We start from the raw sequence: 23,423 nt of genomic DNA, 5'->3' as shown, positions 1-23,423 counted from the left end.
TTATCTGTAAAACTAAGGAATAACAATGGCGCAAGCGCAATCAGGGATTTGTGCTGAAGCAAACTTACACGGTTTGCACTTATTTTTTAATGTGTTTGATGGTCAAGATGAATCACTTCGCGCAAAGTTAAAACAAGTAAGCGCTATTGAAGAAGAATTTAGCGATCAATTTTCAGAATCAATGCTCTCTTGTATGGTTGCTATTGGTGCGCAATATTGGCCGCATATCCTCCCTGAATACATCCCAAGCGAATTACAGAGCTTTCCCAATATAACCCATAGCGATCACCAAATGAGCGTACAACCGTGCGATTTATTTGTGCAAATTCGCTCTGACCGTGAAGATGTTAACCATTTATTTGCGCTGCAAATTTTAAAATTATTTGCCCCCGATGTTGAGCTGGTGGAGCAAATTCGTAATTTTCGTTTTTTAGATGGTCGTGATTTTAACGGTTTTATTTATGGTGGCGACACCGCACATGGAAGAAAAAAGCGCGCTACGGCTTTAATCAGCAACCCTGGTAGCTTTGAAGATCAGGGGAGTTATATTCATGTTCAGCGTTATAAACATGATTTAACTATGTGGCAGCATTTATCATTGAGTGAGCAAGAGCAAATAATGGGACGTACGCGTCTTGATAACACGCTAATTACCCCAGCGATCGAAACCAGCCATGCTTCGCGAAGTGAGCTAAAAGACGAAGACGGACAACCGCTACTATTAAATCAAAGCATGCCTTATGGCGACGTGTATGAGCAGGGAATGTTATCAATTACATGCGCTTGTACGGGCACCGCATTTGAAAAAGTACTTAATAGTCGTTTAGGGGAAGGGGATTGCTACGACCACTGGCTTGATTTTACTCAAGCCGATATGGGCTCTGCTTTCTTTGCACCTTCAATAGGGTTTTTAAAACAAATTTAGTTTGCTATTAAACTGTATCAAATAAAATGCGAACACGTTCAAGTGTTACATCTATTTCAGATATTTTAGCAGGAGCGATAAAAATAGTATCGTCGCCTGCAATTGTTCCTAGTACGCCATCTGCTTTACCTAATGAATCTAATAAACGTGCAATAAGCTGAGCAGCACCTGGGCTGGTACGAATGATGATCATCATTTCGTTGTGCATAATGTCGATTACTAATTGGCGTAATGGGCTTTTAGCCGTAGGTACACCCATTTCAGCAGGTAAGCAGTAAACCATTTCTTGTTTGGCATTACGTGTGCGTACAGCGCCAAATTTACTTAACATGCGTGATACTTTACTTTGGCTTATATTGTCAAAACCTTGATCTTTTAACGCATCAACTATTTCGCCTTGAGAGCCAAAATTTTCTTCTTTTAATAGTGATTTAAATGCTTTTACCAGTGCTTCTTGTTTATCTTGTGGTTGCATAGTCTTTATTCGTTTTTGTTATTTATGCCGCAAATTCTACACAAAAATGAATAATTATGCAGCAGTTGTTTAGTTAACTTGCCAGTTTGATGCGTTAAATCACATAAGTTTACGACTATGGTCGAAAATATACTTGAAATAGACAGGATAAATTTGTTTTTAGTCGCTAATTTCATTATCTTAAGAGCCACAAATGTTTCCTACCTCAAATTACGGAGAATTCCAATGAAAGTTGCTGTATTAGGTGCTGCAGGCGGTATCGGCCAAGCGTTGTCTTTATTATTAAAAACAGGCTTACCAGCTGGCTCTGAATTATCACTTTATGATGTTGCACCAGTAGTACCAGGTGTTGCGGTTGACCTTTCTCACATCCCAACAGATGTTAAAGTTGCAGGCTTTGGCGCAGACGATTTAAATAAAGCGCTTGAAGGCTCTGACATCGTTCTTATCCCAGCGGGTATGCCGCGTAAACCAGGTATGGATCGTGCTGATTTATTCAATGTAAATGCTGGCATCATCAAAACGTTAGCAGAAGGCATTGTTGCCAGCTGTCCTAAAGCGTTAGTAGGTATTATTACTAACCCAGTAAATGGCACAGTTCCAATTGTTGCTGAAGTATTCAAAAAAGCAGGTACTTACGACGCTAAACGCGTATTCGGTATTACTACGCTTGACGTTATTCGTTCAGAAGCATTTGTTGCTGAACTTAAAGGCGTAGACGTAGCAACTGTAAAAGTACCAGTAATTGGTGGTCACTCAGGCACAACTATTCTGCCTCTACTTTCTCAAGTTGAAGGTGTTTCTTTCACTGATGAAGAAGTTGCTGCACTTACTCCACGTATCCAAAATGCGGGTACTGAAGTTGTAAATGCTAAAGCAGGCGGTGGTTCAGCTACGCTATCTATGGGTGCTGCTGCAGCTCGTTTTTGTATGTCTTTAGTTAAAGGCCTACAAGGTGAAGAAGTTGTAGATTACGCTTACGTTGCTGTTGAAAATGGCGATGCAGAGTACTTTGCACATCCAGTACGTTTAGGTAAAAACGGCGTAGAAGAAATTCTTTCTTACGGCGAACTAAGCGCATTTGAAACAAAAGCAAAAAATGACATGCTTGAAACTCTGAAAAAAGACATCAAAGAAGGTGTTGATTTCATGGCGTAATAGCCGCTTTAAGCAACAAAAAAGCCTGCATTTGCAGGCTTTTTTATTGCTCAGAATTAATGTCACACTGTGTAACTAGTTAAAACTAGTGGTCGCGGTCAACCGCAATACGGGCAAGGCTTATAAGTGCTTGCTTATAGTCAGACTCAGCTAAAAAGTCTAAACAGGCAATGGCTTTTTCGGCCTCAAGCTCTGCTTTTTGCATTGTAAACTCAAGCGCATTAGTTTGTTTTAGTGCAGTTAAAATTTCTTCTAAATGCTCCATACCATTACTGTGCTCTATTGCATCACGAATGAGCTGTGTTTGCTGCTCGCTACCATGTTGCATAGCATAAATAAGCGGAAGGGTTGGTTTGCCTTCAGCTAAATCATCGCCAATGTTTTTACCTAGCTGCTCAGCATCTGCATTGTAATCGAGTACGTCATCTACTAGTTGAAACGCAGTACCTAAATGCATACCGTATAGGTTTAGTGCATCAAGTGTCGCTTGGTCTTGCTCTGTGATAATGGCAGCAAGGCCTGTAGCTGCTTCAAATAATTTAGCCGTTTTAGAGTAAATAACCTGCATATAGCTGGCTTCAGTCGTATCTGGGTCATTGCAGTTCATCAGCTGCAATACTTCACCTTCAGCAATAATGTTTGTTGCATCGGCAAGTACTTGCATAATCTGCATTTTTCCAAGGCCAACCATAAGCTGAAATGAGCGAGTGTAAATAAAGTCACCAACCAATACGCTAGCAGCATTACCAAATTCAGCATTTGCTGTAGGCGTGCCACGTCGTAAGTTTGATTCATCTACAACATCATCATGCAATAGCGTTGCTGTATGGATAAACTCAACAATTGTTGCAAGTGTTATGTGATCTTTACCCTGATAACCGAGCGCTTTGGCTGCTAAAATAGCCAGCATTGGACGAACGCGTTTGCCGCCACTGCTAACTATATATAAACCAAGCTGATTAACTAACGCCACATCTGAGCGCATTTGCGCATGTATAAGTTGATTGACGTCATTCATATCGCTTTCGATTAACGCCTGGATAGCTTTTATATCCATTGATCTCCGAGCCAATTTTTATGTGTGAACGGCGCAGATTGTACAACAAAAAATGCACTAGCTCGATATTTTGTGACGATTGATTGAAAAAACACTATTAAAGTACTTAATTTAGACTGAATTAGCCAAGATAACTGATTAATTGATAATCAATATAGAGTTTATGGTGTGCTTAGATATTGAGCTGTGAGGGTCATATTTGAGTACATTAATTTATTTCGGCTAAGAGTTAAAAAGCGCTTGGCAAAAGGGCCAATTAATATAAAATGGGGTAAATATTGAATTGCTCTCAAAGCAGCTACTTTTTATTCATTTTAATTACAAAATAGGCTTGCTAGTTATTTCGCGTTAGCGTAAACTTCGCGCCCTATCGAAGAATATTTTAGTTGCGCCGATTTGAGGGTGCACAGACGGAGTTAATTATGTACGCGGTTTTCCAAAGTGGTGGTAAACAGCATCGTGTGACTGAAGGTCAAACGATTCGTCTTGAAAAATTAGACGTTGAAACTGGTGCGGCAGTAGAATTTGATTCAGTACTTTTAGTTGCTGATGGTGAGAAAATCGAGATCGGTGTACCGTTCGTAAACGGTGGCAAGATAACAGCTGAGGTTGTTTCACATGGTCGCGGTGAGAAGATTAAGGTTGTTAAATTTAGACGCCGTAAGCATTCTCGTAAGCAAATGGGCCATCGTCAATGGTTCACTGAAGTTAAAATCACTAGCATTAGCGCTTAATTAGAGGTACTTAGAAATGGCACATAAAAAAGCAGCTGGTAGTACTCGTAACGGTCGCGATTCAGAAAGCAAACGCCTAGGTGTTAAGCGTTTTGGTGGCGAATCAGTTCTAGCGGGTAGCATCATTGTTCGTCAGCGTGGAACTCGTTTCCACCCTGGTACTAACGTAGGTATCGGTAAAGACCACACTATCTTCGCAAAAGCAGATGGTAAAGTTCAGTTTGAACAAAAAGGTCCTTTAAACCGTAAATACGTAACTATCGTAACTGAGTAATCAGTAAGGTAGTTAAAAACCCCGCCTTTGCGGGGTTTTTTGTTTTGTAGTCAGCCAATATATACCCAAGCCTGCATTTGTGCTGGCTTGGGTATATAATAGAGTTATTAAACAAGCCAATCCCTAAAGTGAGTAATCATGAAGTTTGTAGATGAAGTAGAAATTCGCGCAGAAGCTGGAGACGGTGGCAGCGGCATCGTGTCTTTCCGTCGTGAAAAATATGTTCCAGATGGTGGACCAGACGGCGGTGACGGTGGAGACGGTGGTAGTGTTTATCTACAAGCTGATGAAAACTTAAATACCTTAATTGATTATCAGTTTGAGCGCTTCCATAGAGCTGAACGTGGTACTAACGGTCGTAGCCGTAACTGTACAGGCCGAAAAGCTGATGACTTATTTGTTATGGTGCCTGTAGGCACACGCATCATGGATGTTGATACCCAAGAGGGACTTGGCGACTTAACTCAACATGGTCAACGAATTTTGGTTGCAAAAGGTGGTTTCCACGGCTTGGGGAATGCGCGTTTTAAATCAAGTACTAACCGAGCACCTCGTCAAAAAACATTAGGCACACCAGGTGAAGTACGTAACTTAAAATTAGAGTTACTATTATTAGCTGATGTTGGCTTACTTGGACTACCAAATGCCGGTAAATCTACGTTTATCCGCAGTGTATCTGCAGCAAGACCAAAAGTAGCTGATTACCCATTCACGACGCTTATTCCTAATTTAGGTGTGGTACGTCCTGAAGCAAATAAATCATTTGTTATAGCCGATATTCCGGGTCTAATTGAAGGTGCATCTGATGGCGCAGGCCTAGGTATTCGCTTTTTGAAACATTTAGAGCGTTGTCGTGTGTTATTACACATTATTGATGTAATGCCGGTAGATGGTTCAAACCCTGTTGATAATGCGTTTTCGATTATTAACGAGCTGCACCAATACAGCCCTAAATTAGCTGAGAAGCCACGCTGGTTAGTATTTAATAAAATAGATTTATTACCAGAGGATGAAGCAAAAGCGTTATGCGAATCGATTGCAGAAGAGCTGGGCGAAACTGAAAATATCTATCACATTTCAGCAATTAATAAACTTAACACTCAACCATTAATCCACAACATAATGACACTACTTGATAGCATGCCTAAAGAGAAGTTTGTACAAGTGGAAGATGAAGAAGTTGAATTTAAGTGGGATACCTATCATGAAAAAGCCACTAAAGGTAAGGGCAATGATGATGATTGGGATGACTGGGATGAAGATGATTACGACGTAGAAGTTGTCTACGAGCGTTAATTAAATAGAATTTACTAAAAAGGAGCTTATGCTCCTTTTTCTTTGTTTAAGAATAAAGTACTAGGTGTATATTATGATAATTTCAATGATTGCAGCAATGGCAAATAACCGTGTAATTGGTCTAGATAATAAAATGCCATGGCATTTACCTGCAGATCTTCAGCATTTTAAAAAGGTCACTACGGGTAAGCCTGTGATCATGGGTCGTAAAACTTTTGAGTCTATAGGCCGTCCATTACCTGGGCGCCGTAATATTATTATTACTCGAAACAGCGAATATACTGCACAGGGTATTGAAGTAGTAACTACGCCAGATGCTGCATTAGAACTCGTTACTACTGCTGAAGAAGTAATGATTATTGGTGGTGGTAATATCTATGAGCAATTTTTACCAAAAGCAGAACGCCTGTATCTAACTTTTATTGATTTAGATGTTAAAGGCGATACACAGTTTCCAGATTACAATAAAGTTGCTAATTGGTACGTGAAAGAAGAGCAAGAAAAGCATCCGGATGACAAGAATTTATCTAGTTATAAATTCGTAACTTTATATAAAGAACGTTAACATTATTGCGTAAATTTTGATAGATTGATATAATATTCGATAGTCTATATAAGAACAAAGTATTATAAAGGGTTTGTCATGTTTAAATTACCAAAGCTAGTTGCACTTACTGCCGTTGTAGCTGTTAGTTCGTTTTCGTATACAGCACCTGTAAATGCTGAAGATCAATTAGCAGTATCTATTTGTGAATATATTGCGGCAGACGATAAAAACCGATTACGCAGCAAGCTTAAAAGCTCTCGTGTAAAAATTCGTAATATTTATGATGCAGTACAATGTAATGGTAATAACTTATTACGTCATGCTGTTGCTAGTAATGCAGTAGATACTGGTGAGTATATAGTTAAAAACTTATCAAAAAGTGCGTTAACAGATGGTGCTGATATTGCTTGGGCTGAAGGGAATTTTGCCAGCTCACCGCTTATTGCAGTAATTAAAGAGCGTGCAGGTCTTTAATTATAAAAAGGTTTTGTAACGCGACCTTTAGTTAGAAATTTATTGGTCTGGGTTTGTTATTTATAGCAAACCCAGGCTTTTTTCGTTTAGCTAATGTAATCTCACCCCACAACAAAATCATTAATAAACTTCATAACTTACCTGCTCATTTTAAATAACCAAAAATGTAGAGTCTCTGTTTAATAAACAGCTTCAAATTTACTTCTTCAAAAGAGGTAACTTTATTCAGCTGGTATCTATTTTGTATCTGCTAGTTTGTACCAATACGCAATAATAGTTAATTATTTTGCGGGGCTAAACGTGTCGCACCTGTGTTAAAAAATTCTCATTTAGAACAACTAAGTAGCGAATTTTTTGCCTAGCTATCAACACGTTTTTCCATCCTAAAAATAGATCACTTAATTAAGCGAATTGATATTATTTACAAACTTAATCACTAAGGACAGATATGAAAGCTGTAATTCCAGTAGCTGGCTTAGGGACGAGAATGCTCCCTATGACAAAAGCTATCCCAAAAGAAATGCTCCCAATAGTCGATAAGCCTCTAATTCAATATATTGTCAGCGAATGTGTGTCCGCTGGTATTAAAGATATTGTGTTAGTTACGCATAGCTCTAAAAATGCAATCGAAAACCACTTTGATACAAGTTATGAACTAGAAGCGACTCTTGAGAAGCGTGTTAAACGAGCTTTATTAGATGAAATTCGCTCTATTTGTCCAAATGATGTAACTATTATGAGTGTACGCCAAGGTGAAGCTAAAGGGCTAGGGCATGCTATTTTATGCGCTAAACCAATAGTTGGTGATAACAACTTTGTTGTGCTCCTGCCTGATGTGATACTTGATGCCTATACTGCGGATCAAGAAACTGAAAACTTAGCGGCCATGATTAAACGCTTTAAAGAAACTCAAGCAAGCCAAATAATGCTTGAGCCAGTAGCTAAAGAAGACGTTAGTAAATATGGTATTGCGGATATTAATGGGGTTGATCTAATGCCAGGCAAAAGTGCTGCAATAAAAGCAATGGTTGAAAAACCTGATGCAGATTTAGCGCCTTCTAACCTAGCTGTTGTAGGGCGATATGTACTGAGTAAGAACATTTGGCCTCTACTTGCAAAAACGTCTGTAGGTGCTGGCGGTGAAATACAACTTACAGATTCTATTGACGCATTAATGGCACAAGAAACCGTTGAAGCATTTCATATGAGTGGTCGCTCTCACGATTGTGGAGATAAGTTAGGTTACTTAAAAGCAATTGTTGAGTACAGTCTGCGAGATGAAAAGCTAGGTAATGATTTTTCAAGTTTTATAAATGATTTGAATTTACCTTAATACAGAGCGTATTCTTCGTTCTATGGTAGGCTATTTTGAGCTACTAAGTTAGCCGTACTTTTTATACCTAGTAGTGTAGGCTACGTAGTACGATTGTTACTTATTCTGTATTAATCTTTTCAAGGAATTACCATGATTGAGCAAGGCCAAGAATTACCAGCAGTGACGTTAACGCAATTAACTGACGACGGTATGCAATCTCTTACAAATAAAGAATTGTTTGAAGGTAAAAAAGTCGTGTTATTTGCAGTACCTGGTGCGTTTACACCAACGTGTTCAAATGCCCATTTACCTGAATTTATTACCCTTGCTGATAAAATTAAAGCAAAAGGTGTTGATGCTATTTACTGTGTATCTGTTAATGATGCATTTGTTATGAAAGCATGGGGTGACTCACAAAACGCGCAAGAAATTACAATGCTTGGGGATGGCGATGGAAGTTTCACTAAATCTTTAGGGCTTGATAAAGATACTGCTAGTTTTGGTGGTATACGTTCAACGCGTTACGCTATGATTATTGAAAATGCGCTAGTAACAGGTTTATTTGTAGAACAAGACAAAGAGTTTGTTGTAAGCCGCGCAGAATCAGTACTAGAGAAGCTATAACAGTAATAAAGTGTAGATTTTAGCTTTAACTAATCTGCTAGTTATTATTGAAAAACCGATGTTGGCAACAACATCGGTTTTTTTATTAAAGGCCCAAACTTTAAATTACGGTTGGTATTGCCCGCTAAGCGTTAAACCAGAGAAAGTGCTATAAGCGTTAACGCTTAAGTGCCAAGTACCAGCTTGTGGATTAGTAAATGTACATGTTTCTGCATTGCCATTTTTATAAGGGCGGCAATCGTATGAGCTTGCTGTTGGTTGGCTACCGTATTTTACAAATAAATCAGCATCGCCACTGCCACCCGATGTTGTTACTGTAAACGTAGTCATTCCAGCTGGTACATCTAACGTGTAATGTTTCCACTGCCCAGTATTGGCTGACACATCGCTTATAGTGCCGCCACCTGCTTGTGGAGTACCTGAACCGCCACCCGATGATGAACCACCAGTAATATTACCTACTAAGCTAACAGCTGAATACGCAGAGTAGCCGTTAAGCATTACGTGGTAAGTTCCCGCAGTAGGGTTATCAATAGAACACTCTTCGCTATTACCGCCTTTATATGGACGACAATCATAGGTAGTAGTTGTAGGTTTACTGCCTGCACGTACGTATAAATCAGCATCGCCAGTACCACCACTCATAGTGAATGTTACGTTAGTTGCACCGCTTGGTACTGTCATCGTGTAAAATGCTTGTGCATTTGCAGCCCCACTTAAACCTGTTTTAGCTTCACCATTAATAAGCTCGCTATCGCCACCGGTAGGTGGAGTAGTGCCGCCACTTGCTGCTGCAACAGCTGCGGCAGCATCAACAATACCCGTACCACAGCTAGTACATGTTGCAGGGAACGAACGGGTAGTTGATTTTAAAATACTTTCTATTTCGTCAGGCGTTGCATCTGGCTTTGCTTGCTTAATAAGTGCCGCAACACCTGCTACGTGGGGCGCAGCCATTGATGTACCTTGTGAAAAGCCATAGCTGTCGCTTGAAGGTGTAGACGAACCTGAATTGTAAGTTGATAGAACGCCTTCAGAGTCGTTTGCAAAGCTTTGTGCGCCACCTGGTGCTGCAACATCAATATTGCTACCGTAGTTTGAGTAATAAGCTCTGCCGCCATTACGGCCCACTGAGGCTACGTTTACTACACCGTTACAGTTACCTGGGTTGTAGTTTGCTGAGTTATCGTTATCGTTACCTGCAGCAATAACTACCACAGTGCCGTTACTACGTGCTGTGTTAATTGCATTTTGAGTTGTAGAGCTACATGAACCGCTCCCACCTAAACTCATATTAATTACATCAGCAGGGTTTGAGTTAGCAGGAATACCTGAAACACTTCCACCAGATGCCCAAATAATACCGTCTGCAATATCAGAGGTTAAACCACCACACTTACCTAGTACACGAACAGGCACTACTTTTGCGTTATAAGCTACGCCTGCAACACCTTCACCGTTATTGGTTACCGCAGCAACTGTGCCTGCTACGTGCGTGCCATGCCAGCTAGAGTTTTGTGCACCGTTAGTACCACATTCATTCGCAGCAACTGCATCACCAGGATCACGTGCATCGCTATCGCGACCACCACCGTCATTAGCTACCGAAAGGTTAGAGATCATATCGTAACCCGGTAAAATATTAGCGTTTAAATCAGCATGAGGGCGGTAGCCCGTATCTAGTACAGCTACAACTACACCGCTACCCGTTGCGGTATCCCATGCGGTCGGTAAGTTTAAACCACCGGCTTGCTCGTAGTAGTGCCATTGGTCATCAAAACGTGGATCGTTAGGAGTTGAAAACGGCTTTAGCATTTGATCCACTTCAATGTATTCAACATTGCCAGAATCAACCATTTCTTGCATAAACTCTTGGGCCTCAGCCGCACTTAATTTTTTATCAGCACGCATTACGTGATGATTATTAAGTGCCATTGCACGAACGTATTTTGCTTTTACTTTGCCTTTTTTAGAAGCGAAGTTTTTAACAAAGCTTTGTGCGCGCTTTTTCATGCTAGCTGGGCTTGCGTCTGCAGTTGAGAGGCTCGCCATTTCGTTATTATTTTTATATTTAATAATGAACTGAGTTTCGAAACCGCCTTGGCTTTGTAGTTTAGCCGATGTTTCAGCCATTGAACTTGAAACTGATTGAGCCATGCCAGATGTTGCAGCAAAAAGCGTACTAACTGTAATTGCAATTGCGCATCTTTTAAAAGTTTTACTTGTTGTCATAATTATCCCTAGATTTTTATTTATTATTTCGTGATGTAGGATCACGATGCGGGAACAAAAGTAAACTATCTGTTAACTAGGTTAAAATATCAATTTATTATGTACCTCTTTCATTTAGTTATAACTCAGGTTTTTAGCGGTTTACTCGTTGTTTAGTATTTGTCATATGAATTAAAAATAAGTATAAAGGGTTGGTTTATTGTGCGGGTAATTATTCCCGACTTATTACTGATGCGTTTTTGTTGTGTTATTGCTAATAATTTAAATGCTACGTTGTTAGCTATCAAACTTTGCTATAATCGGAAAAATTTTTTAGTAGGGTAAAATAATGAGTCAAGTAGATGTAATTGTAATAGGTGCGGGAGCTGCAGGATTAATGTGTGCAGCGCAAGCTGGATACCGTGGCCGAAGCGTTACAGTACTTGATATGGGGAAAAAACCAGGTCGTAAAATTTTAATAAGTGGTGGTGGGCGTTGTAATTTTACAAATGAAAACGCAACCCCTGATAACTACTTATGCGCAAATGCTCATTTTGTTAAATCATGTTTAAGTCGCTATACACAGCATGACTTTATTGAGCTGGTAGACAGACATGGCTTGGCGTATCACCATAAAACACTAGGTCAGCTTTTTTGCGATAACAATGCACAAGACATTGTTGATATTTTACTGACCGAATGTGAATGGGCCGGGGTAAATATAAAACTACGCAGTGAAGTGATCAGCGTATCAAAAACCGAAACCGGCTATAGCGTTACCACAGAGCAAGAAACCTTAAGCTGTGAGTCGTTAGTTATAGCATCAGGTGGCTTAACTATGCCAAAACTAGGGGCTACACCAATAGGTTATAAAATTGCAGAGCAGTTTGGCTTAAGCGTGTTACCAACTATGGCTGCACTTGTGCCGTTTACTTTGCATCAGCATGATAAAGAGCGTTTTGAAGGGCTCTCGGGAATTAGTATCCCTTGTGAAGTTTCAAGCGAAGACGGCACCGTATTTAAAGAAAACATCCTCTTTACTCACCGAGGGTTATCGGGCCCAGCAATATTGCAAATAAGCTCATTTTGGCGAGCAGGGCAGGCTGTAACTATAAACTTATTACCTGAAATTGATTTAAGGCAGCAACTTGCTGATTGGCGAGAAACGCAAGCCCAAAAGTCCTTAAAAAATAGCCTTGCAACTATTTTACCTAAACGCTTTATAGAAATACTGCACGAAAGCAAAGCGATACCAGATTGTAATATTAATCAGCTTACCCATGCTCAAATAAATGAGTTAGTAAATTATATTCATGCGTGGCAAATTAAACCCAATGGCACAGAAGGTTATAGAACAGCAGAAGTAACATTGGGCGGTGTAGATACCGACGAGTTGAGCTCAAAAACCTTTGAAGCTAAAAAAGCTAAAGGCCTATACTTTATAGGCGAAGTAACTGACGTAACAGGGTGGCTTGGAGGCTACAACTTCCAATATGCGTGGAGCTGTGGATTTGCTTGTGGGCAGCACGCTTAAGTTTAGGCTATAAACCCATCTAAGTAAGTTGATTGAGCGATAACGGTTGAATCGTTATCGCTAACACATACTTTATTGCGTCCATTATTTTTAGCCTTATATAGCGCTGTATCAGCCCGCTCCAGTAGTTTTAGCACTGTATCGTCTTTTTGTATCGTTGCTAATCCAATACTTATAGTAAATGCTACATTTGTAACTGTGTTTTCGGCAATATACTTTATCAGGTCATCGGCTTTTTTAGCGCTATCATTTAAAGAGGTGTTGGATAAAATAATAGTGAATTCTTCTCCACCCCATCGCGCAATAAGTGCGTCATTTCCCATACGGCTTTTTAATATTTTTGCAAATTCAGTTAGCACGTTATCACCAACCAAATGCCCGTAGGTATCGTTTATATTTTTGAAGTGATCTATATCGCAAATAAGTAAGCAATGTGGGGTTTTAAAAACGTCATTTTTAGCAATTAACTGTGATAATTCAAAATCAAATTTTTGCCTGTTATAAAGCCCCGTTAACTTATCGGTTTCTGCTAAGTGTTGAATTTCTAAGTTACGGATAGATAATCGAGTGTATGCCGAAAACCGTGTTTTTTCGTAAAACCTAAAAATTAAAATATGAGCAAGGCTTACCTCTATAAGATTAAATAAAGAGCCTAAGCCAATTGTTACAGTTTGCTGTTGTTGTAAATACACAAGATACGCACAAATAGCAAAAGCGACTGCACTAAATAGGCTTCCCCAGTTTCTTCCAACTAAAAAAAAGCTAAAAGGCGGGATTAACGTCGCCCAAAATAAAGAATGCGCATGCCCACCTACAGAAACCACAAACATCATTATTAAGCTAACGACCATAAGGGTAACAGCCCACGCTGCTGCATTTACGTTGGCTGTTTTATTAAACCAAGTATAAATACCTAACGATATCGTAAGTCCTAAGGCATCAATTAAAGCAATGTCATAGCTTTTAAAATAAAAAAGATTGAGGAGTGTTAAAACTAAAAAGTAACATGTAGTTATTAGTAAAGAGTGGGCTATTAAGCGAGTACGCCAAAAATCCTTATGGTCTTTTGGGTATTGTGGAAACTCTTTGTACCAAAAACCTAGCATAATGAACGACTCTTTAACCTCTGAATTTAGTGATTATTACTTATATTAGGCTTTTATTATAGTTTTTTACTTTGATTAAAACGCTTATATACGGTGGTGTTTATAAAAGTTTAAAGATCATTACAGCATTTTTCAAAGGTATGAAGGACTAGGTAGTGACTGATTACTTAAATGTAATATGCCTCGCCTTGATTTAATTGACGCAGAGCTCGCCGTTATCGCTTACGTAGAGCTCTGAATAAATGCTATATCTATTCCTCTATAAATGCTTCGCCTTGTGTCATCCACTTAGCAGCAGGTTTGCCTTTTAAGTAATGATCAAAGTACTGCATCATACGCACTGAAAAATCGACCTGATTAGGAAACTTTTTCAAGTGGTGTGGTTCACCTTCGTATTGTAAAAAGGTTGCATCTTTACCTGCGCGACGAAGCGCTAAGTAGTACTGCACGCCTTCGTGCCAAGGCACTGCATCGTCTTTATCGCCAAACATAATTAAAATAGGGGTATTTACTTTATCTGCAAAAAACACCGGTGAGTTTTCTATGTACAGCTCTGGTGCTTCAAATAAGTTTTTACCTATACGGCTTTGCCCTGTTTCGTATTGAAACTGACGAGCAAGACCTGATTTCAAACGTATGCCACTGTAAGCACTGGTCATGTTTGATACTGGCGCGCCAGATACAACCGCTTTAAACATATCTGTTTGGGTTATCATAAACGCACTTTGATAGCCTGCCCAAGAGTGACCTTGTAAGCCTATTTTATCTGGGTCGGCTATGCCTAAATCTATTAATTTTTGGGTGGCGTTGATCATGGTTTGCGTTGACGATTTACCCGGGTGACCTATTTCAAAACGAATGTCAGGTAAAAATACCGCATAACCGTTTGAGGTAAACATAGGGAAATTAGGGCGATGGTTTAATTCCATTTTAGGAAAATCAAACATGCGTTGACTCATGTAACGATAAAAATACACAACCACAGGTACTTTATCGCCTTTTTTATATCCCGCTGGTTTTATTAATACACCTTGTAAATCTTCACCGTCAAAGCCTTTATAGCTTATTAGTTCTGGCTTTTCGCTCCAGGCAAAATTACTAATTTGTGGGTTTAGCGTGGTCACTTGTTTTGGTGAACTAAAGCTAAAATCTGTTTGGTAGTAATCAGGAAATTGGCTATAAGTTTGCGAGGTAAATAAGTACTTGTCAGCCTTTTTGGCTTTTTTAACCATATCAAAGCGTTTATCACCGCTAAGCACCTTAGTTAGTGTGTTAGTGGTTAAGTCGAGCTTTGCAACTTCGCTTTGTTTAGTTTGTAAGTTAATAGCAGAGACAAGTAATGTATCGCCTTTTTTAAAGCCCACTTGGGTTTTATCAAGCTTAATAACACGGTACTGCGTATTGCTTTGCTTACCATTAGTTAGGCGTTTAGCTTGCTGCGTTTTTACGTCAAATGCCCAAATATCGTATTTACTATAAGCAAGCACTTGGCTGCTATCGGTCATCCAACCAGCAAAACCATAACCAGGTTGAGTAGATGGGTAGTCGTGTTTATCATCAGCAAAGGTTGCCTGAATCGCTTTTGTAAGCGGTGTTACTTTATTATTTTTTAAATCTTTTAACTGTATTTGGCTATCGCTAAAATAAGCTGCAAACTCACCATTAGGGGCAAGGCTCGGTCTAAACGGGTAATTACTTATAATTGGAGTTTGTTTACCGGTATTTATATTCACTGCAAAGTAATCAGCAAAAAAACCGCCGTACATTATTTTTTCTAGGTAGGGGATGTTAGATGAGCCAAGTAAAGACACTTCTCGCTGAGGGTTTAGTGCAACCTCAGGCATGTTTGGTGTACTAAGTTGCGCAACTTTTTGCGAGTTAACGTGATACACCGCACTGTAATGGCGATTTTTATTAACTTCGTTCCATTGCTGCTCTTCACGTGGTTTTATTTGCGCATCGTTGTTGTGCCATACATTAAGACCTTTATGCTCACGTATGGTATCAAAGTCGTACAATGAAGCTTCGTCGGTATACTCTTTAGCTTTTACTTTAGCTGCTAATTTAGGATGGTTTTCAAAATATAAGCGCTCGCCATTTTCTGACCATTCAAGGGTGGCTGTTTTCCCTAACGTCCATGCTTTATTAGGTGAATCTATAGTTGAGAGCTTCTCGTTTTTATATAGCTGTAAAGTGTAGCTTCGGCGGCGCGTGTCATCATTTACATAGTTACCCAATGTAAACGCTGCAATATTGTCAGTGGGGTGCCACGCTATTTTATTTGCGATTACGCCCGGTTCATCAATTAATACGCTGCTATTAAAGTCACTGAGCTCAATTAACGCTATTTGGTTGTTATTACCATCGCTGTAACTTTGACTCACTAATAGCTGGCTGTTAGCTGAGTTAATAGCGTAGCTAAATACGTTTTCTATTGTATGAGTGCGTTTATCAGATAAATTTACGATAACAAGCGCATAGCTCTTATCTTTTTTATCGGGCGTGATAGCGTTGTCTTCTTCGTTTTTAGTGCTATCGGTTTTATCTTCTACTTTTGCGTCATCGTCTTTTTTATTTAAACGATAAGCAAGCCACATACCGTCATTAGATAACGTGTAATCTTTTACATCAGCAAAGCTTTGTTGGGCACCTGATTGTGTGTTTACGAGTACCAGATTGTTTTTAAGTGTGTCTTTTTTTTTGGTTGTTTCTTTTTCAAGTAAGGTAGGTACTTGTGTAAAGGCGACCCAGTTAGCGGCTTTATTAATATGAGGCTTAGTGCCGCGTTCTACTTCTGCGATGAGTGTATTGCTTTGTAGTGAGTAAACTTGACCAGTTGCATTTCCACGATACGGCGTTGCACTAAAAGTGAGTACTTGACCATTGTCAGATAGTTGTGTGCTTTTAGCTGATTTAAAACTAAATACGTCTTTAAATTGTAGCGATTCTTTGGCGTGTATGCCGGTGCTAGTTAAGCTGGCAACGAGTGCCGTGCTTAATAAGGTGAGTTTTGTTTTCATTATTGATTCTCGTATTATGACATTGTTTCATTGTAACGAGTTTGGTTCATAATTCGAGCGGATCAGATAAATGGCAGCTACATACGACAAAACGACCCGCAGGTCGTTTTTTAGTATTCAATTTATTAATTTAGCAAACATTACAGCCAAATTTTTTGTAGCTCAAGCCATTGTTTTTCAAATTGAACACTAGGTTTTGCTTTAAAGTCGCTACGTACAAACTGATTCATTTTGCCTTCAACGTAGGCAAGTAAAAAGTTTGCAAGTGTAAGCTCATCACTTTGAAAGTTTTTACCTTCACGTAATTTGCGCTCACGAAGCACTTGTTTAAACTGAGTTTCTAGTTTTTCAAACAAGGTTTGTACACGTTCGCGTAAACGTTCTTGCTCACCTTGCAGAGCATCGCCCGTTAAAATACGAGTAATACCTGGGTTTTTTTCAGCAAAGGTTAGAAGTAATAATAGAATGTTATAAATGCGCGTTTGGCTTTCTTTTTCGTTTTCAATAATAATATTTATACGAGATAAAAGGGTATCTTCAATAAACTCAATTAAGCCCTCAAACATACGCGCCTTGCTCGGAAAATGACGGTATAGCGCGGCTTCAGACACACCCACCTCAGCAGCTAGTTTTGCTGTGGTGATGCGTTGTCCTAAATTAGTTTCTAACATTTGTGCGAGTGCTTGCAGTATTTGCTCTTTGCGATTACTTCTTTTTGTCGCAGGCATGAACATTCCTTTTTATTAGTTATTCTTAGTGGCGCAGTTAAGAACCCTAGTCATTTTTTGTTCAAATGATTGGCGTATGTTAATGTTTTATTCAGTTTGTTTCCAGCCTTTTTATAGATGTTTAGCCAGCTGTTCGATCACCTTGCGAGCTATTTCTACTTTACTTGTTGTTGGTAATTCTAGTTGTTCATTGTGCCAGTACAGTGTTAAAGCATTATGATCGGAATTAAACCCTAAGCCACTTTTTGATACGTCATTAGCGCAAATCATATCTAGATTTTTATTTTGTAGTTTACCTTTAGCATAGCTTTCTACATTTTGAGTTTCGGCGGCAAATCCAACCGTATAGGGGCGGTTTTGTGTAAGGTTTGCAATAGCTGCAATTACGTCAGGGTTTTTAGTTAAAGTAAGGGTGAGTTCGTCGCCTTGCTTTTTCATTTTTTGAGTCGCAATGTTTGCAGCTCGATAATCCGCAACAGCAGCGCAACCTATAAAAGCATCAGATTGTGATGCATAGGTAAGTGACTCAGTTAATAGCTCCTCAGCGCTTTCTATATTAATAAGGTTTACGCCAGTAGGGGCTTGTATAGTGACAGGGCCCGAAATTAAATTAACTTTAGCACCGAATTGCAAAGCGGCTTCTGCCAGTGCATAACCCATTTTTCCAGAACTGTGATTTGATATAAAACGTACCGGATCGAGAGGCTCACGCGTTGGGCCTGCCGTTATTGTAATTGTTTTTCCTGCAAGTAATTGCGGTTGCTCTTTTGCTGTACATAGTGCAACTAGCTCATGTGGCTCTAACATGCGCCCAGCGCCGATATCGCCACAGGCTTGTTCACCTTTACCTGGGCCCCAAATAAGTACGTTACGTGCTTTTAATGTGGCTAAATTTGCTTGTGTAGCTGCGTGTGCATACATTTGCTGGTTCATGGCTGGTGCTACAGCTACTTTTGCAGGCGTTGCTAGCAGTAACGTTGTTAGTAGGTCGTCAGCAATGCCGGCTGCCATTTTAGCAATAATATTGCAGGTAGCTGGGGCAACTAAAATTAAGTCAGCCCATTTTGCAAATTCAATATGCCCCATTGAAGCTTCAGCAGAAGGGTCTAGTAATGAGTCAGAGACTGTTTCTCCACTAACGGCTTGCATGGTCAGTGGTGTAATAAAGTGTTTAGCTGATTCAGTCATAACTACTTTTACTTCACAACCAGCGTCTTTTAATCGCCTAACGAGTTCTGCGCATTTATAAGCTGCAATACCGCCGGTAATACCTAGTACAATTTTTTTGTTTGTTAAGTTAGTCATGAATGTTCATCAGTTTTTATTAAATCTTGGGCTTAAAATAACAAATCTTTACCCGTACAGCGAAGTTTTTTAATTCGAAATAACAGGCTAAATTTTAAATTTGCATTACATTTATAAGACACTTTCGCCTCTCAAGGATGAACAATGCAACTTACTTCACTTCCAAACTCACTTCGACCTCGTGAAAAACTCATCTCCAAAGGAGCTAAAGCGCTTACTGATGCTGAGCTCCTTGCCATATTTTTACGAACAGGGTTACCAGGAATGAATGTAATTGAGTTGGCTCAGCATCTATTAAATGAAAATAAAACCCTACATAATTTGTTTAATGCCAGTATTGAGGAGTTTTGCTCTCAAAAGGGGTTAGGGACCGCTAAGTATGTGCAACTACAAGCTGTATTAGAGCTAAGCCAACGTTATATGCAGGAGCGTTGCCAACGAGATGCAGTGTTTAATTCGCCTAACTCAGTTTATGACTATCTGACAATTCAAATGCGAGGCTTGCAACAAGAAGTATTTATGGTGTTATACCTAGATAGCCAAAATAGATTAGTAAAAGACGAAATACTTTTTTATGGCACAATTAATTCTGCCAGTGTTTATCCGCGTGAAGTGGTAAAGGCTGCCCTTAAAAATAATGCAGCCGCTGTTATTTTTGCGCATAATCACCCAAGTGGTATTGCAGAACCGAGCCAAGCAGACAAACTTATTACTAATAAATTGCAGCAAGCACTGCAATTGGTCGACATAAGTGTGCTCGATCACATCATTGTTGGTGGAGAAACCTGTGTTTCGTTTGCCGAGCGAGGCCTGATTTAGCTTTGTTAGACACATAAGTGTGTTAAAAATGAGCTGTTTAACGTGTTTTGGCAAATTAGTTTAATTTAAATGCAGTTTTTACTTTCCCTAAGGGCATTCGATCTTTATAATTAGCCGCTATCAAATTTACATATATGAGCTGATTGGATAGATCAGTGTTTGATCTTTGCCTGTAAAAGCTGTATAAAGAGCGCCCTTCGATTTATCTCTAGGGCGGAAATACACGGCCTTAGATTAAATTAAGCTCGAGCGAAGTTATTGGAGATATATAGACATGTCTAAAGTATGTCAAGTTACAGGTAAGCGTCCAGCGGTTGGTAATCACCGTTCACACGCGAGAAACGCGACTAGACGTCGTTTCCTACCTAACCTACAAACACACCGTTTTTGGGTTGAAAGTGAAAAACGTTTTGTAACATTACGCACTACTACTAAAGGTATGCGTATTATCGATAAAAAAGGCATCGACACGGTTCTTACAGAAATCCGTGCTCGCGGCGTTAAAGTTTAAGGATCTGAATCATGCGCGATAAAATCCGTTTAGTTTCAACTGCCGGTACTGGTTTTTTCTACACTACTGACAAAAACAAACGTAACATGCCTGAGAAGATGGAAATCAAAAAGTTTGATCCAAAGATTCGTAAACATGTTCTTTTTAAAGAAGCTAAAATTAAGTAATTTTAGTTCTTCTTTTAGAATTTAAAAACCCAGCTTAGGCTGGGTTTTTTGTTTTTAAACTATGATTAGCAAATTGACATAAAAAACCTCGTTGGCATAACCAACAAGGCTTTTAAATCAAAAAACGTTATACCAATAGCATTAAATTAGTGATTTATTTAATGCGATAAAATAATCATGTTTTTAATAAAATTGGTATCATTAGATTTTTGTGAATGCATCTTGTAGTGGTGGTACTACTTGCTTTTTACGGCTCAGTACACCATCTAACCATACTTTATCATTCTCTGGTTTTACACCGTAAGCCTGCTCAACTAAGTTTGCATCGTCAGATACAATTAGCATTTCTGAGCCTTCTTTCATTATATCGGTAAGCAGTAAAAATACAGAGTGGCGGTTGCCCTCAACTTTTAGCTTAGCAATATCGGCTGCAAGGTCTGCTTTAATATCGTCAAAAACAGCAAGGTCGATTACTTCTAGCTGGCCAATGCCTACTAGGTTACCGTTCATGTTGAAATCTTTAAAGTCACGCATTACTAAATCACGTGCTGGTGTGTCTTCTACCGCAGATTTAACGCGGAACATATCCATACCAAGTTCTTTAAAGTCTTCGATGCCTGCAATTTCAGCTAGCGCTTCAACACATTTAATATCGGCTGTGGTACATGTTGGCGATTTAAATATAACTGTGTCGCTTAAAATTGCACACATCATGATACCAGCGATGTCTTTAGGGATTTCTACGTTGTAGAAGTCATACATCATTTTAATAATGGTGTTTGAACAACCAACAGGGCGAATCCAACATTCAAGCGGAGTCGATGATGTTAAGTCACCTAATTTATGGTGATCTACCACACCAACAACGCGAGCTTGGTCGATATCATCAGGTGCTTGTGTTTTTTCTGTGTGATCTACAATATACACATCTTCACCAGCGTAGCTTAACTTAAGCTCTGGTGCTTCAAAACCAAATCTATCAAGGATAAATTGAGTTTCAGGTGAAACTTCACCAAGACGAGTTGGAATTGCTGGCTCATCAATTTGGTTTTTTAAATAAGCCAGTGCAATTGCACCACAAATAGAATCTGAATCTGGGATTTTATGGCCCACTACATACATAGACATTGACGGAACTCCTTTAAATTTGCCGATATTCTAACAAAGTCTGCGGCCTTTAACATATAGACAGCGCAATTAAGTTTTAGTTACACTTTAAAATCTTGAATTTATTAGGTGTATTTATATGCGACTGGGCCGTAAAGGTTGGAACAACGTTATAATATTTTCGATGTTGATTATGATCTTCTTTTTAAATGGCTGGCATAAGCAATTTTTAGGAGGTGAGGATAAACCAGCGTTACAAGCTGTACTCCCCCAGCAAAGTTTTGTACTCACACTGCAATTTGTTGATCAAAAAATTGAGCGCATAGGAACAAGTTGGCGTACAACACCACTACAAAAAGATATACCGCTCGTGTGGAAAGCTTCTGAGCAGCAGCTTAGTGATTTAGTTAACCAATGGCAAAGCGCGGCGCTAATGGGGGTTAATGAGTCTGTTGTTTTTAATCCTAATGCACCTTTATACGTTGCTACATTTGAGTTGGCTGGCGAAAGTATGCCGTGGGTATATTTGCTCTACAAAGGCGATGGACAATATTATTTACTCGAAAAGAGAAGCCAGCGAATACTCGCACTCGATTTAAAAACTGCTCAGCAGTTATTCCCTAGTTTTGATTTTTCACAAAGTGAGTCTAATTAATGCCTGAATTACCAGAGGTAGAAGTGAGCCGAATGGGTATCACTCCCCACGTACAAAACCAAGTTGTTACAAAGGTAAATATTTACAATGCCAGTATGCGCTGGCCAGTGCCCGATGATGTGTATCAACTTGAAGGGCTAATTGTTACAAATATTGAGCGACGAGCTAAATATTTACTTTTACATTGTGAGCTTGGGAGCACTATTTTACATTTGGGTATGTCAGGCAATTTGCGTGTAGTAGATAAAAGTGAGCCGCTTAAAAAGCATGACCATGTAGAGTTTATTTTTGGCAACGGTAAAGCGCTGCGCTTAAACGATCCTCGTCGTTTTGGTTGTTGCTTATGGCAAGAGCCCGGTGAAGTGCATAAGCTACTCTCTAAGCTTGGTCCTGAGCCGCTTACCGATGATTTTTTTGCTAAACGCGTGTACGAACAATCGCGCAATAAAAAAGTACCCGTAAAGCAATTTATTATGGATAACGCAGTGGTGGTTGGTGTTGGTAATATTTACGCGAATGAATCGTTATTCAAAGCGGGTATACATCCAAAGCGAGAAGCGGGAAAAGTATCGCTCAAACGTTATCAAGCACTTATCCCTATTATAAAAGACACGCTTGCGGCGGCTATTACACAAGGTGGTACAACGCTTAAAGACTTTGCACAAAGTGATGGTAAGCCTGGGTATTTTGCCCAAGAGTTATTAGTATATGGGCGCAAAGGTAAGCCATGTATGACGTGCGAAAACGAATTAGAAGAAATTAGATTAGGGCAACGCAGTACTATTTTTTGCTCAAATTGCCAAAAGTAGTTATTTGAATTTTACTGACTCTAAATTTAATGAGATTTAAGGGCCAGCTTTAAAAGCGGGCCCTTTATTTTAAAGCTCGAACGGTGCTACACCGACTGCCTTCATTTTATATCCTACCTGCGCGATTTCGCCCGACCATGTTTCTGTGCTTATTATTCCGGTTACAACGATTGCGTCGTATAGACTATCTATAGGCACACCACCTTTAATCGTTACATGGACTATTTGATTTGGCGGTGGTGGTGGTACGTGTATACAGGCGCCAAAATAAGGCACGAGTAAAAACTCAGTAATGACTTCGCTATCGCCCTCAAGTGGCACAACAAAACCTGGCAAACTTACCGATTGACCATCAAGCGCTTTTACCACTGGAGCATCTAAATCGGGTTGCACCCAGTTTTGATCGCTGCCTTCGTGATTAGCTTGTGCTTGAGTGTCTATTTGCATATGACCTTTGGGAATTAAGTCTTCCCAAAAAATTTCTTTTGGTGGATTGGCATAGCTCGCTACGCTTATAAATAATAAGCTAATAGCAGCAATGTATTGAAAAGCTGTTTTAAAAAATGTCATAA

24 protein-coding genes are annotated in these 23,423 nt (G+C 39.4%); 15 read left to right on the top strand and 9 right to left on the bottom strand.

Annotated features, from left to right (window positions below; all coding sequences use genetic code 11):
* Positions 1 to 25 precede the first annotated feature (25 nt).
* On the top strand, positions 26 to 925 hold the full coding sequence (locus H5157_RS05890; RefSeq protein WP_182671418.1) for a Dyp-type peroxidase: 900 nt from the start codon (positions 26 to 28) through the stop codon (positions 923 to 925).
* A 7-nt stretch (positions 926 to 932) separates the two neighbouring features.
* Here H5157_RS05890 and argR read toward each other — a convergent pair whose 3' ends face one another.
* Entirely contained in the window at positions 933 to 1,400 is a 468-nt protein-coding gene (argR, locus tag H5157_RS05885) for a transcriptional regulator ArgR (protein WP_002957753.1), read from the bottom strand.
* Positions 1,401 to 1,625: 225 nt separating this feature from the next.
* Here argR and mdh point away from each other — a divergent pair, with 225 nt between their 5' ends.
* A complete protein-coding gene (gene mdh, locus H5157_RS05880) occupies positions 1,626 to 2,558 on the top strand; it encodes a malate dehydrogenase (protein ID WP_002957751.1) in 933 nt (310 codons plus the stop codon).
* Between the two features lie 85 nt (positions 2,559 to 2,643).
* On the opposite strand, the gene ispB is transcribed toward mdh, so the two are convergent.
* Positions 2,644 to 3,615: an octaprenyl diphosphate synthase gene (gene ispB, locus H5157_RS05875; RefSeq protein ID WP_024596483.1), complete on the bottom strand. Its 972-nt coding sequence runs from the start codon at positions 3,613 to 3,615 to the stop codon at positions 2,644 to 2,646.
* A gap of 422 nt (positions 3,616 to 4,037) precedes the next feature.
* Here ispB and rplU point away from each other — a divergent pair, with 422 nt between their 5' ends.
* The 7 genes from rplU (at position 4,038) to H5157_RS05840 (ending at position 8,879) form a co-directional block, all read left to right on the top strand.
* Positions 4,038 to 4,349 (top strand): 50S ribosomal protein L21, encoded by a 312-nt coding sequence (gene rplU, locus H5157_RS05870; protein WP_002957748.1) that lies wholly within the window; start codon positions 4,038 to 4,040, stop codon positions 4,347 to 4,349.
* Between the two features lie 16 nt (positions 4,350 to 4,365).
* A complete protein-coding gene (gene rpmA, locus H5157_RS05865; protein WP_002957747.1) occupies positions 4,366 to 4,623 on the top strand; it encodes a 50S ribosomal protein L27 in 258 nt (85 codons plus the stop codon).
* A gap of 138 nt (positions 4,624 to 4,761) precedes the next feature.
* Positions 4,762 to 5,919 (top strand): Obg family GTPase CgtA, encoded by a 1,158-nt coding sequence (gene cgtA, locus H5157_RS05860; RefSeq protein WP_002957746.1) that lies wholly within the window; start codon positions 4,762 to 4,764, stop codon positions 5,917 to 5,919.
* A gap of 73 nt (positions 5,920 to 5,992) precedes the next feature.
* The gene (gene folA / locus H5157_RS05855; RefSeq protein ID WP_182715894.1) at positions 5,993 to 6,484 is read left to right on the top strand and encodes a type 3 dihydrofolate reductase; all 492 of its coding nucleotides are present in this window, start codon (positions 5,993 to 5,995) and stop codon (positions 6,482 to 6,484) included.
* 78 nt (positions 6,485 to 6,562) lie between these two features.
* Complete coding sequence (locus H5157_RS05850) at positions 6,563 to 6,940, top strand: DUF3718 domain-containing protein (RefSeq protein WP_024594810.1); 378 nt, start codon at positions 6,563 to 6,565, stop codon at positions 6,938 to 6,940.
* Positions 6,941 to 7,388: 448 nt separating this feature from the next.
* Positions 7,389 to 8,273: a UTP--glucose-1-phosphate uridylyltransferase GalU gene (galU, locus tag H5157_RS05845; protein WP_165744542.1), complete on the top strand. Its 885-nt coding sequence runs from the start codon at positions 7,389 to 7,391 to the stop codon at positions 8,271 to 8,273.
* 132 nt (positions 8,274 to 8,405) lie between these two features.
* Positions 8,406 to 8,879, top strand: coding sequence for a peroxiredoxin (locus H5157_RS05840; protein ID WP_024594812.1), 474 nt, complete (start codon positions 8,406 to 8,408; stop codon positions 8,877 to 8,879).
* A 105-nt stretch (positions 8,880 to 8,984) separates the two neighbouring features.
* Here the strand turns inward: H5157_RS05840 and H5157_RS05835 are convergent, their stop codons facing one another.
* Positions 8,985 to 11,111, bottom strand: coding sequence for a S8 family peptidase (locus tag H5157_RS05835; RefSeq protein WP_154903589.1), 2,127 nt, complete (start codon positions 11,109 to 11,111; stop codon positions 8,985 to 8,987).
* 328 nt (positions 11,112 to 11,439) lie between these two features.
* Between H5157_RS05835 and H5157_RS05830 the strand changes: the two genes are divergently transcribed.
* Positions 11,440 to 12,624 carry an NAD(P)/FAD-dependent oxidoreductase gene (locus H5157_RS05830; protein WP_024595536.1) on the top strand — a complete coding sequence of 395 codons (1,185 nt, stop codon included), beginning with the start codon at positions 11,440 to 11,442 and terminating at the stop codon, positions 12,622 to 12,624.
* A 2-nt stretch (positions 12,625 to 12,626) separates the two neighbouring features.
* Here H5157_RS05830 and H5157_RS05825 read toward each other — a convergent pair whose 3' ends face one another.
* The 4 genes from H5157_RS05825 to coaBC all read right to left on the bottom strand — a co-directional run bounded on the left by H5157_RS05825 (position 12,627) and on the right by coaBC (position 18,783).
* Positions 12,627 to 13,730, bottom strand: coding sequence for a GGDEF domain-containing protein (locus H5157_RS05825; protein WP_182724352.1), 1,104 nt, complete (start codon positions 13,728 to 13,730; stop codon positions 12,627 to 12,629).
* 251 nt (positions 13,731 to 13,981) lie between these two features.
* The gene (locus H5157_RS05820; RefSeq protein ID WP_182724351.1) at positions 13,982 to 16,750 is read right to left on the bottom strand and encodes a prolyl oligopeptidase family serine peptidase; all 2,769 of its coding nucleotides are present in this window, start codon (positions 16,748 to 16,750) and stop codon (positions 13,982 to 13,984) included.
* A gap of 140 nt (positions 16,751 to 16,890) precedes the next feature.
* Positions 16,891 to 17,478, bottom strand: coding sequence for a nucleoid occlusion factor SlmA (gene slmA, locus H5157_RS05815; RefSeq protein ID WP_004335558.1), 588 nt, complete (start codon positions 17,476 to 17,478; stop codon positions 16,891 to 16,893).
* Between the two features lie 111 nt (positions 17,479 to 17,589).
* On the bottom strand, positions 17,590 to 18,783 hold the full coding sequence (gene coaBC, locus H5157_RS05810) for a bifunctional phosphopantothenoylcysteine decarboxylase/phosphopantothenate--cysteine ligase CoaBC (RefSeq protein WP_182724350.1): 1,194 nt from the start codon (positions 18,781 to 18,783) through the stop codon (positions 17,590 to 17,592).
* 144 nt (positions 18,784 to 18,927) lie between these two features.
* On the opposite strand from coaBC, the gene radC reads away from it, so the two are divergent.
* The 3 genes from radC to rpmG all read left to right on the top strand — a co-directional run bounded on the left by radC (position 18,928) and on the right by rpmG (position 20,280).
* The gene (radC, locus tag H5157_RS05805; protein ID WP_024590645.1) at positions 18,928 to 19,602 is read left to right on the top strand and encodes a DNA repair protein RadC; all 675 of its coding nucleotides are present in this window, start codon (positions 18,928 to 18,930) and stop codon (positions 19,600 to 19,602) included.
* A gap of 274 nt (positions 19,603 to 19,876) precedes the next feature.
* On the top strand, positions 19,877 to 20,113 hold the full coding sequence (gene rpmB / locus H5157_RS05800; protein WP_004335549.1) for a 50S ribosomal protein L28: 237 nt from the start codon (positions 19,877 to 19,879) through the stop codon (positions 20,111 to 20,113).
* Positions 20,114 to 20,124: 11 nt separating this feature from the next.
* The gene (gene rpmG, locus H5157_RS05795) at positions 20,125 to 20,280 is read left to right on the top strand and encodes a 50S ribosomal protein L33 (protein ID WP_004335545.1); all 156 of its coding nucleotides are present in this window, start codon (positions 20,125 to 20,127) and stop codon (positions 20,278 to 20,280) included.
* A 201-nt stretch (positions 20,281 to 20,481) separates the two neighbouring features.
* On the opposite strand, the gene H5157_RS05790 is transcribed toward rpmG, so the two are convergent.
* Positions 20,482 to 21,408: a manganese-dependent inorganic pyrophosphatase gene (locus H5157_RS05790; RefSeq protein ID WP_004335532.1), complete on the bottom strand. Its 927-nt coding sequence runs from the start codon at positions 21,406 to 21,408 to the stop codon at positions 20,482 to 20,484.
* A 118-nt stretch (positions 21,409 to 21,526) separates the two neighbouring features.
* Between H5157_RS05790 and H5157_RS05785 the strand changes: the two genes are divergently transcribed.
* Positions 21,527 to 22,042 carry a hypothetical protein gene (locus H5157_RS05785; RefSeq protein WP_004335529.1) on the top strand — a complete coding sequence of 172 codons (516 nt, stop codon included), beginning with the start codon at positions 21,527 to 21,529 and terminating at the stop codon, positions 22,040 to 22,042.
* Entirely contained in the window at positions 22,042 to 22,851 is an 810-nt protein-coding gene (mutM, locus tag H5157_RS05780; RefSeq protein ID WP_182720744.1) for a bifunctional DNA-formamidopyrimidine glycosylase/DNA-(apurinic or apyrimidinic site) lyase, read from the top strand. Before H5157_RS05785 ends, mutM begins: the two co-directional genes overlap by 1 nt.
* A 69-nt stretch (positions 22,852 to 22,920) precedes the next feature.
* Here mutM and H5157_RS05775 read toward each other — a convergent pair whose 3' ends face one another.
* Positions 22,921 to 23,421: a DUF3299 domain-containing protein gene (locus tag H5157_RS05775; protein ID WP_004335523.1), complete on the bottom strand. Its 501-nt coding sequence runs from the start codon at positions 23,419 to 23,421 to the stop codon at positions 22,921 to 22,923.
* Positions 23,422 to 23,423: the final 2 nt, after the last annotated feature.

The organism is Pseudoalteromonas sp. SG43-3 (assembly GCF_014164385.1).
In the GTDB taxonomy this organism is placed as follows: Bacteria; Pseudomonadota; Gammaproteobacteria; order Enterobacterales; family Alteromonadaceae; genus Pseudoalteromonas; species Pseudoalteromonas distincta.
The sequence above is the reverse complement of the archived record's forward strand: the minus strand, read 5'-3'. Positions and strand labels throughout refer to the sequence as shown.

Excerpts from the sequence above, each read along its gene's own strand:
- slmA (WP_004335558.1), bottom strand. The coding sequence starts at position 17,478 with ATGCCTGCGACAAAAAGAAGTAATCGCAAAGAGCAAATACTGCAAGCA.
- ispB (WP_024596483.1), bottom strand. The coding sequence starts at position 3,615 with ATGGATATAAAAGCTATCCAGGCGTTAATCGAAAGCGATATGAATGAC.
- rpmB (WP_004335549.1), top strand. The coding sequence starts at position 19,877 with ATGTCTAAAGTATGTCAAGTTACAGGTAAGCGTCCAGCGGTTGGTAAT.
- H5157_RS05825 (WP_182724352.1), bottom strand. The coding sequence starts at position 13,730 with ATGCTAGGTTTTTGGTACAAAGAGTTTCCACAATACCCAAAAGACCAT.
- H5157_RS05840 (WP_024594812.1), top strand. The coding sequence starts at position 8,406 with ATGATTGAGCAAGGCCAAGAATTACCAGCAGTGACGTTAACGCAATTA.
- rpmA (WP_002957747.1), top strand. The coding sequence starts at position 4,366 with ATGGCACATAAAAAAGCAGCTGGTAGTACTCGTAACGGTCGCGATTCA.
- H5157_RS05790 (WP_004335532.1), bottom strand. The coding sequence starts at position 21,408 with ATGTCTATGTATGTAGTGGGCCATAAAATCCCAGATTCAGATTCTATT.
- H5157_RS05830 (WP_024595536.1), top strand. The coding sequence starts at position 11,440 with ATGAGTCAAGTAGATGTAATTGTAATAGGTGCGGGAGCTGCAGGATTA.
- H5157_RS05890 (WP_182671418.1), top strand. The coding sequence starts at position 26 with ATGGCGCAAGCGCAATCAGGGATTTGTGCTGAAGCAAACTTACACGGT.
- rplU (WP_002957748.1), top strand. The coding sequence starts at position 4,038 with ATGTACGCGGTTTTCCAAAGTGGTGGTAAACAGCATCGTGTGACTGAA.
- folA (WP_182715894.1), top strand. The coding sequence starts at position 5,993 with ATGATAATTTCAATGATTGCAGCAATGGCAAATAACCGTGTAATTGGT.
- mutM (WP_182720744.1), top strand. The coding sequence starts at position 22,042 with ATGCCTGAATTACCAGAGGTAGAAGTGAGCCGAATGGGTATCACTCCC.
- rpmG (WP_004335545.1), top strand. The coding sequence starts at position 20,125 with ATGCGCGATAAAATCCGTTTAGTTTCAACTGCCGGTACTGGTTTTTTC.
- H5157_RS05820 (WP_182724351.1), bottom strand. The coding sequence starts at position 16,750 with ATGAAAACAAAACTCACCTTATTAAGCACGGCACTCGTTGCCAGCTTA.
- mdh (WP_002957751.1), top strand. The coding sequence starts at position 1,626 with ATGAAAGTTGCTGTATTAGGTGCTGCAGGCGGTATCGGCCAAGCGTTG.
- H5157_RS05850 (WP_024594810.1), top strand. The coding sequence starts at position 6,563 with ATGTTTAAATTACCAAAGCTAGTTGCACTTACTGCCGTTGTAGCTGTT.
- galU (WP_165744542.1), top strand. The coding sequence starts at position 7,389 with ATGAAAGCTGTAATTCCAGTAGCTGGCTTAGGGACGAGAATGCTCCCT.
- H5157_RS05775 (WP_004335523.1), bottom strand. The coding sequence starts at position 23,421 with ATGACATTTTTTAAAACAGCTTTTCAATACATTGCTGCTATTAGCTTA.
- radC (WP_024590645.1), top strand. The coding sequence starts at position 18,928 with ATGCAACTTACTTCACTTCCAAACTCACTTCGACCTCGTGAAAAACTC.
- cgtA (WP_002957746.1), top strand. The coding sequence starts at position 4,762 with ATGAAGTTTGTAGATGAAGTAGAAATTCGCGCAGAAGCTGGAGACGGT.
- argR (WP_002957753.1), bottom strand. The coding sequence starts at position 1,400 with ATGCAACCACAAGATAAACAAGAAGCACTGGTAAAAGCATTTAAATCA.
- coaBC (WP_182724350.1), bottom strand. The coding sequence starts at position 18,783 with ATGACTAACTTAACAAACAAAAAAATTGTACTAGGTATTACCGGCGGT.
- H5157_RS05835 (WP_154903589.1), bottom strand. The coding sequence starts at position 11,111 with ATGACAACAAGTAAAACTTTTAAAAGATGCGCAATTGCAATTACAGTT.
- H5157_RS05785 (WP_004335529.1), top strand. The coding sequence starts at position 21,527 with ATGCGACTGGGCCGTAAAGGTTGGAACAACGTTATAATATTTTCGATG.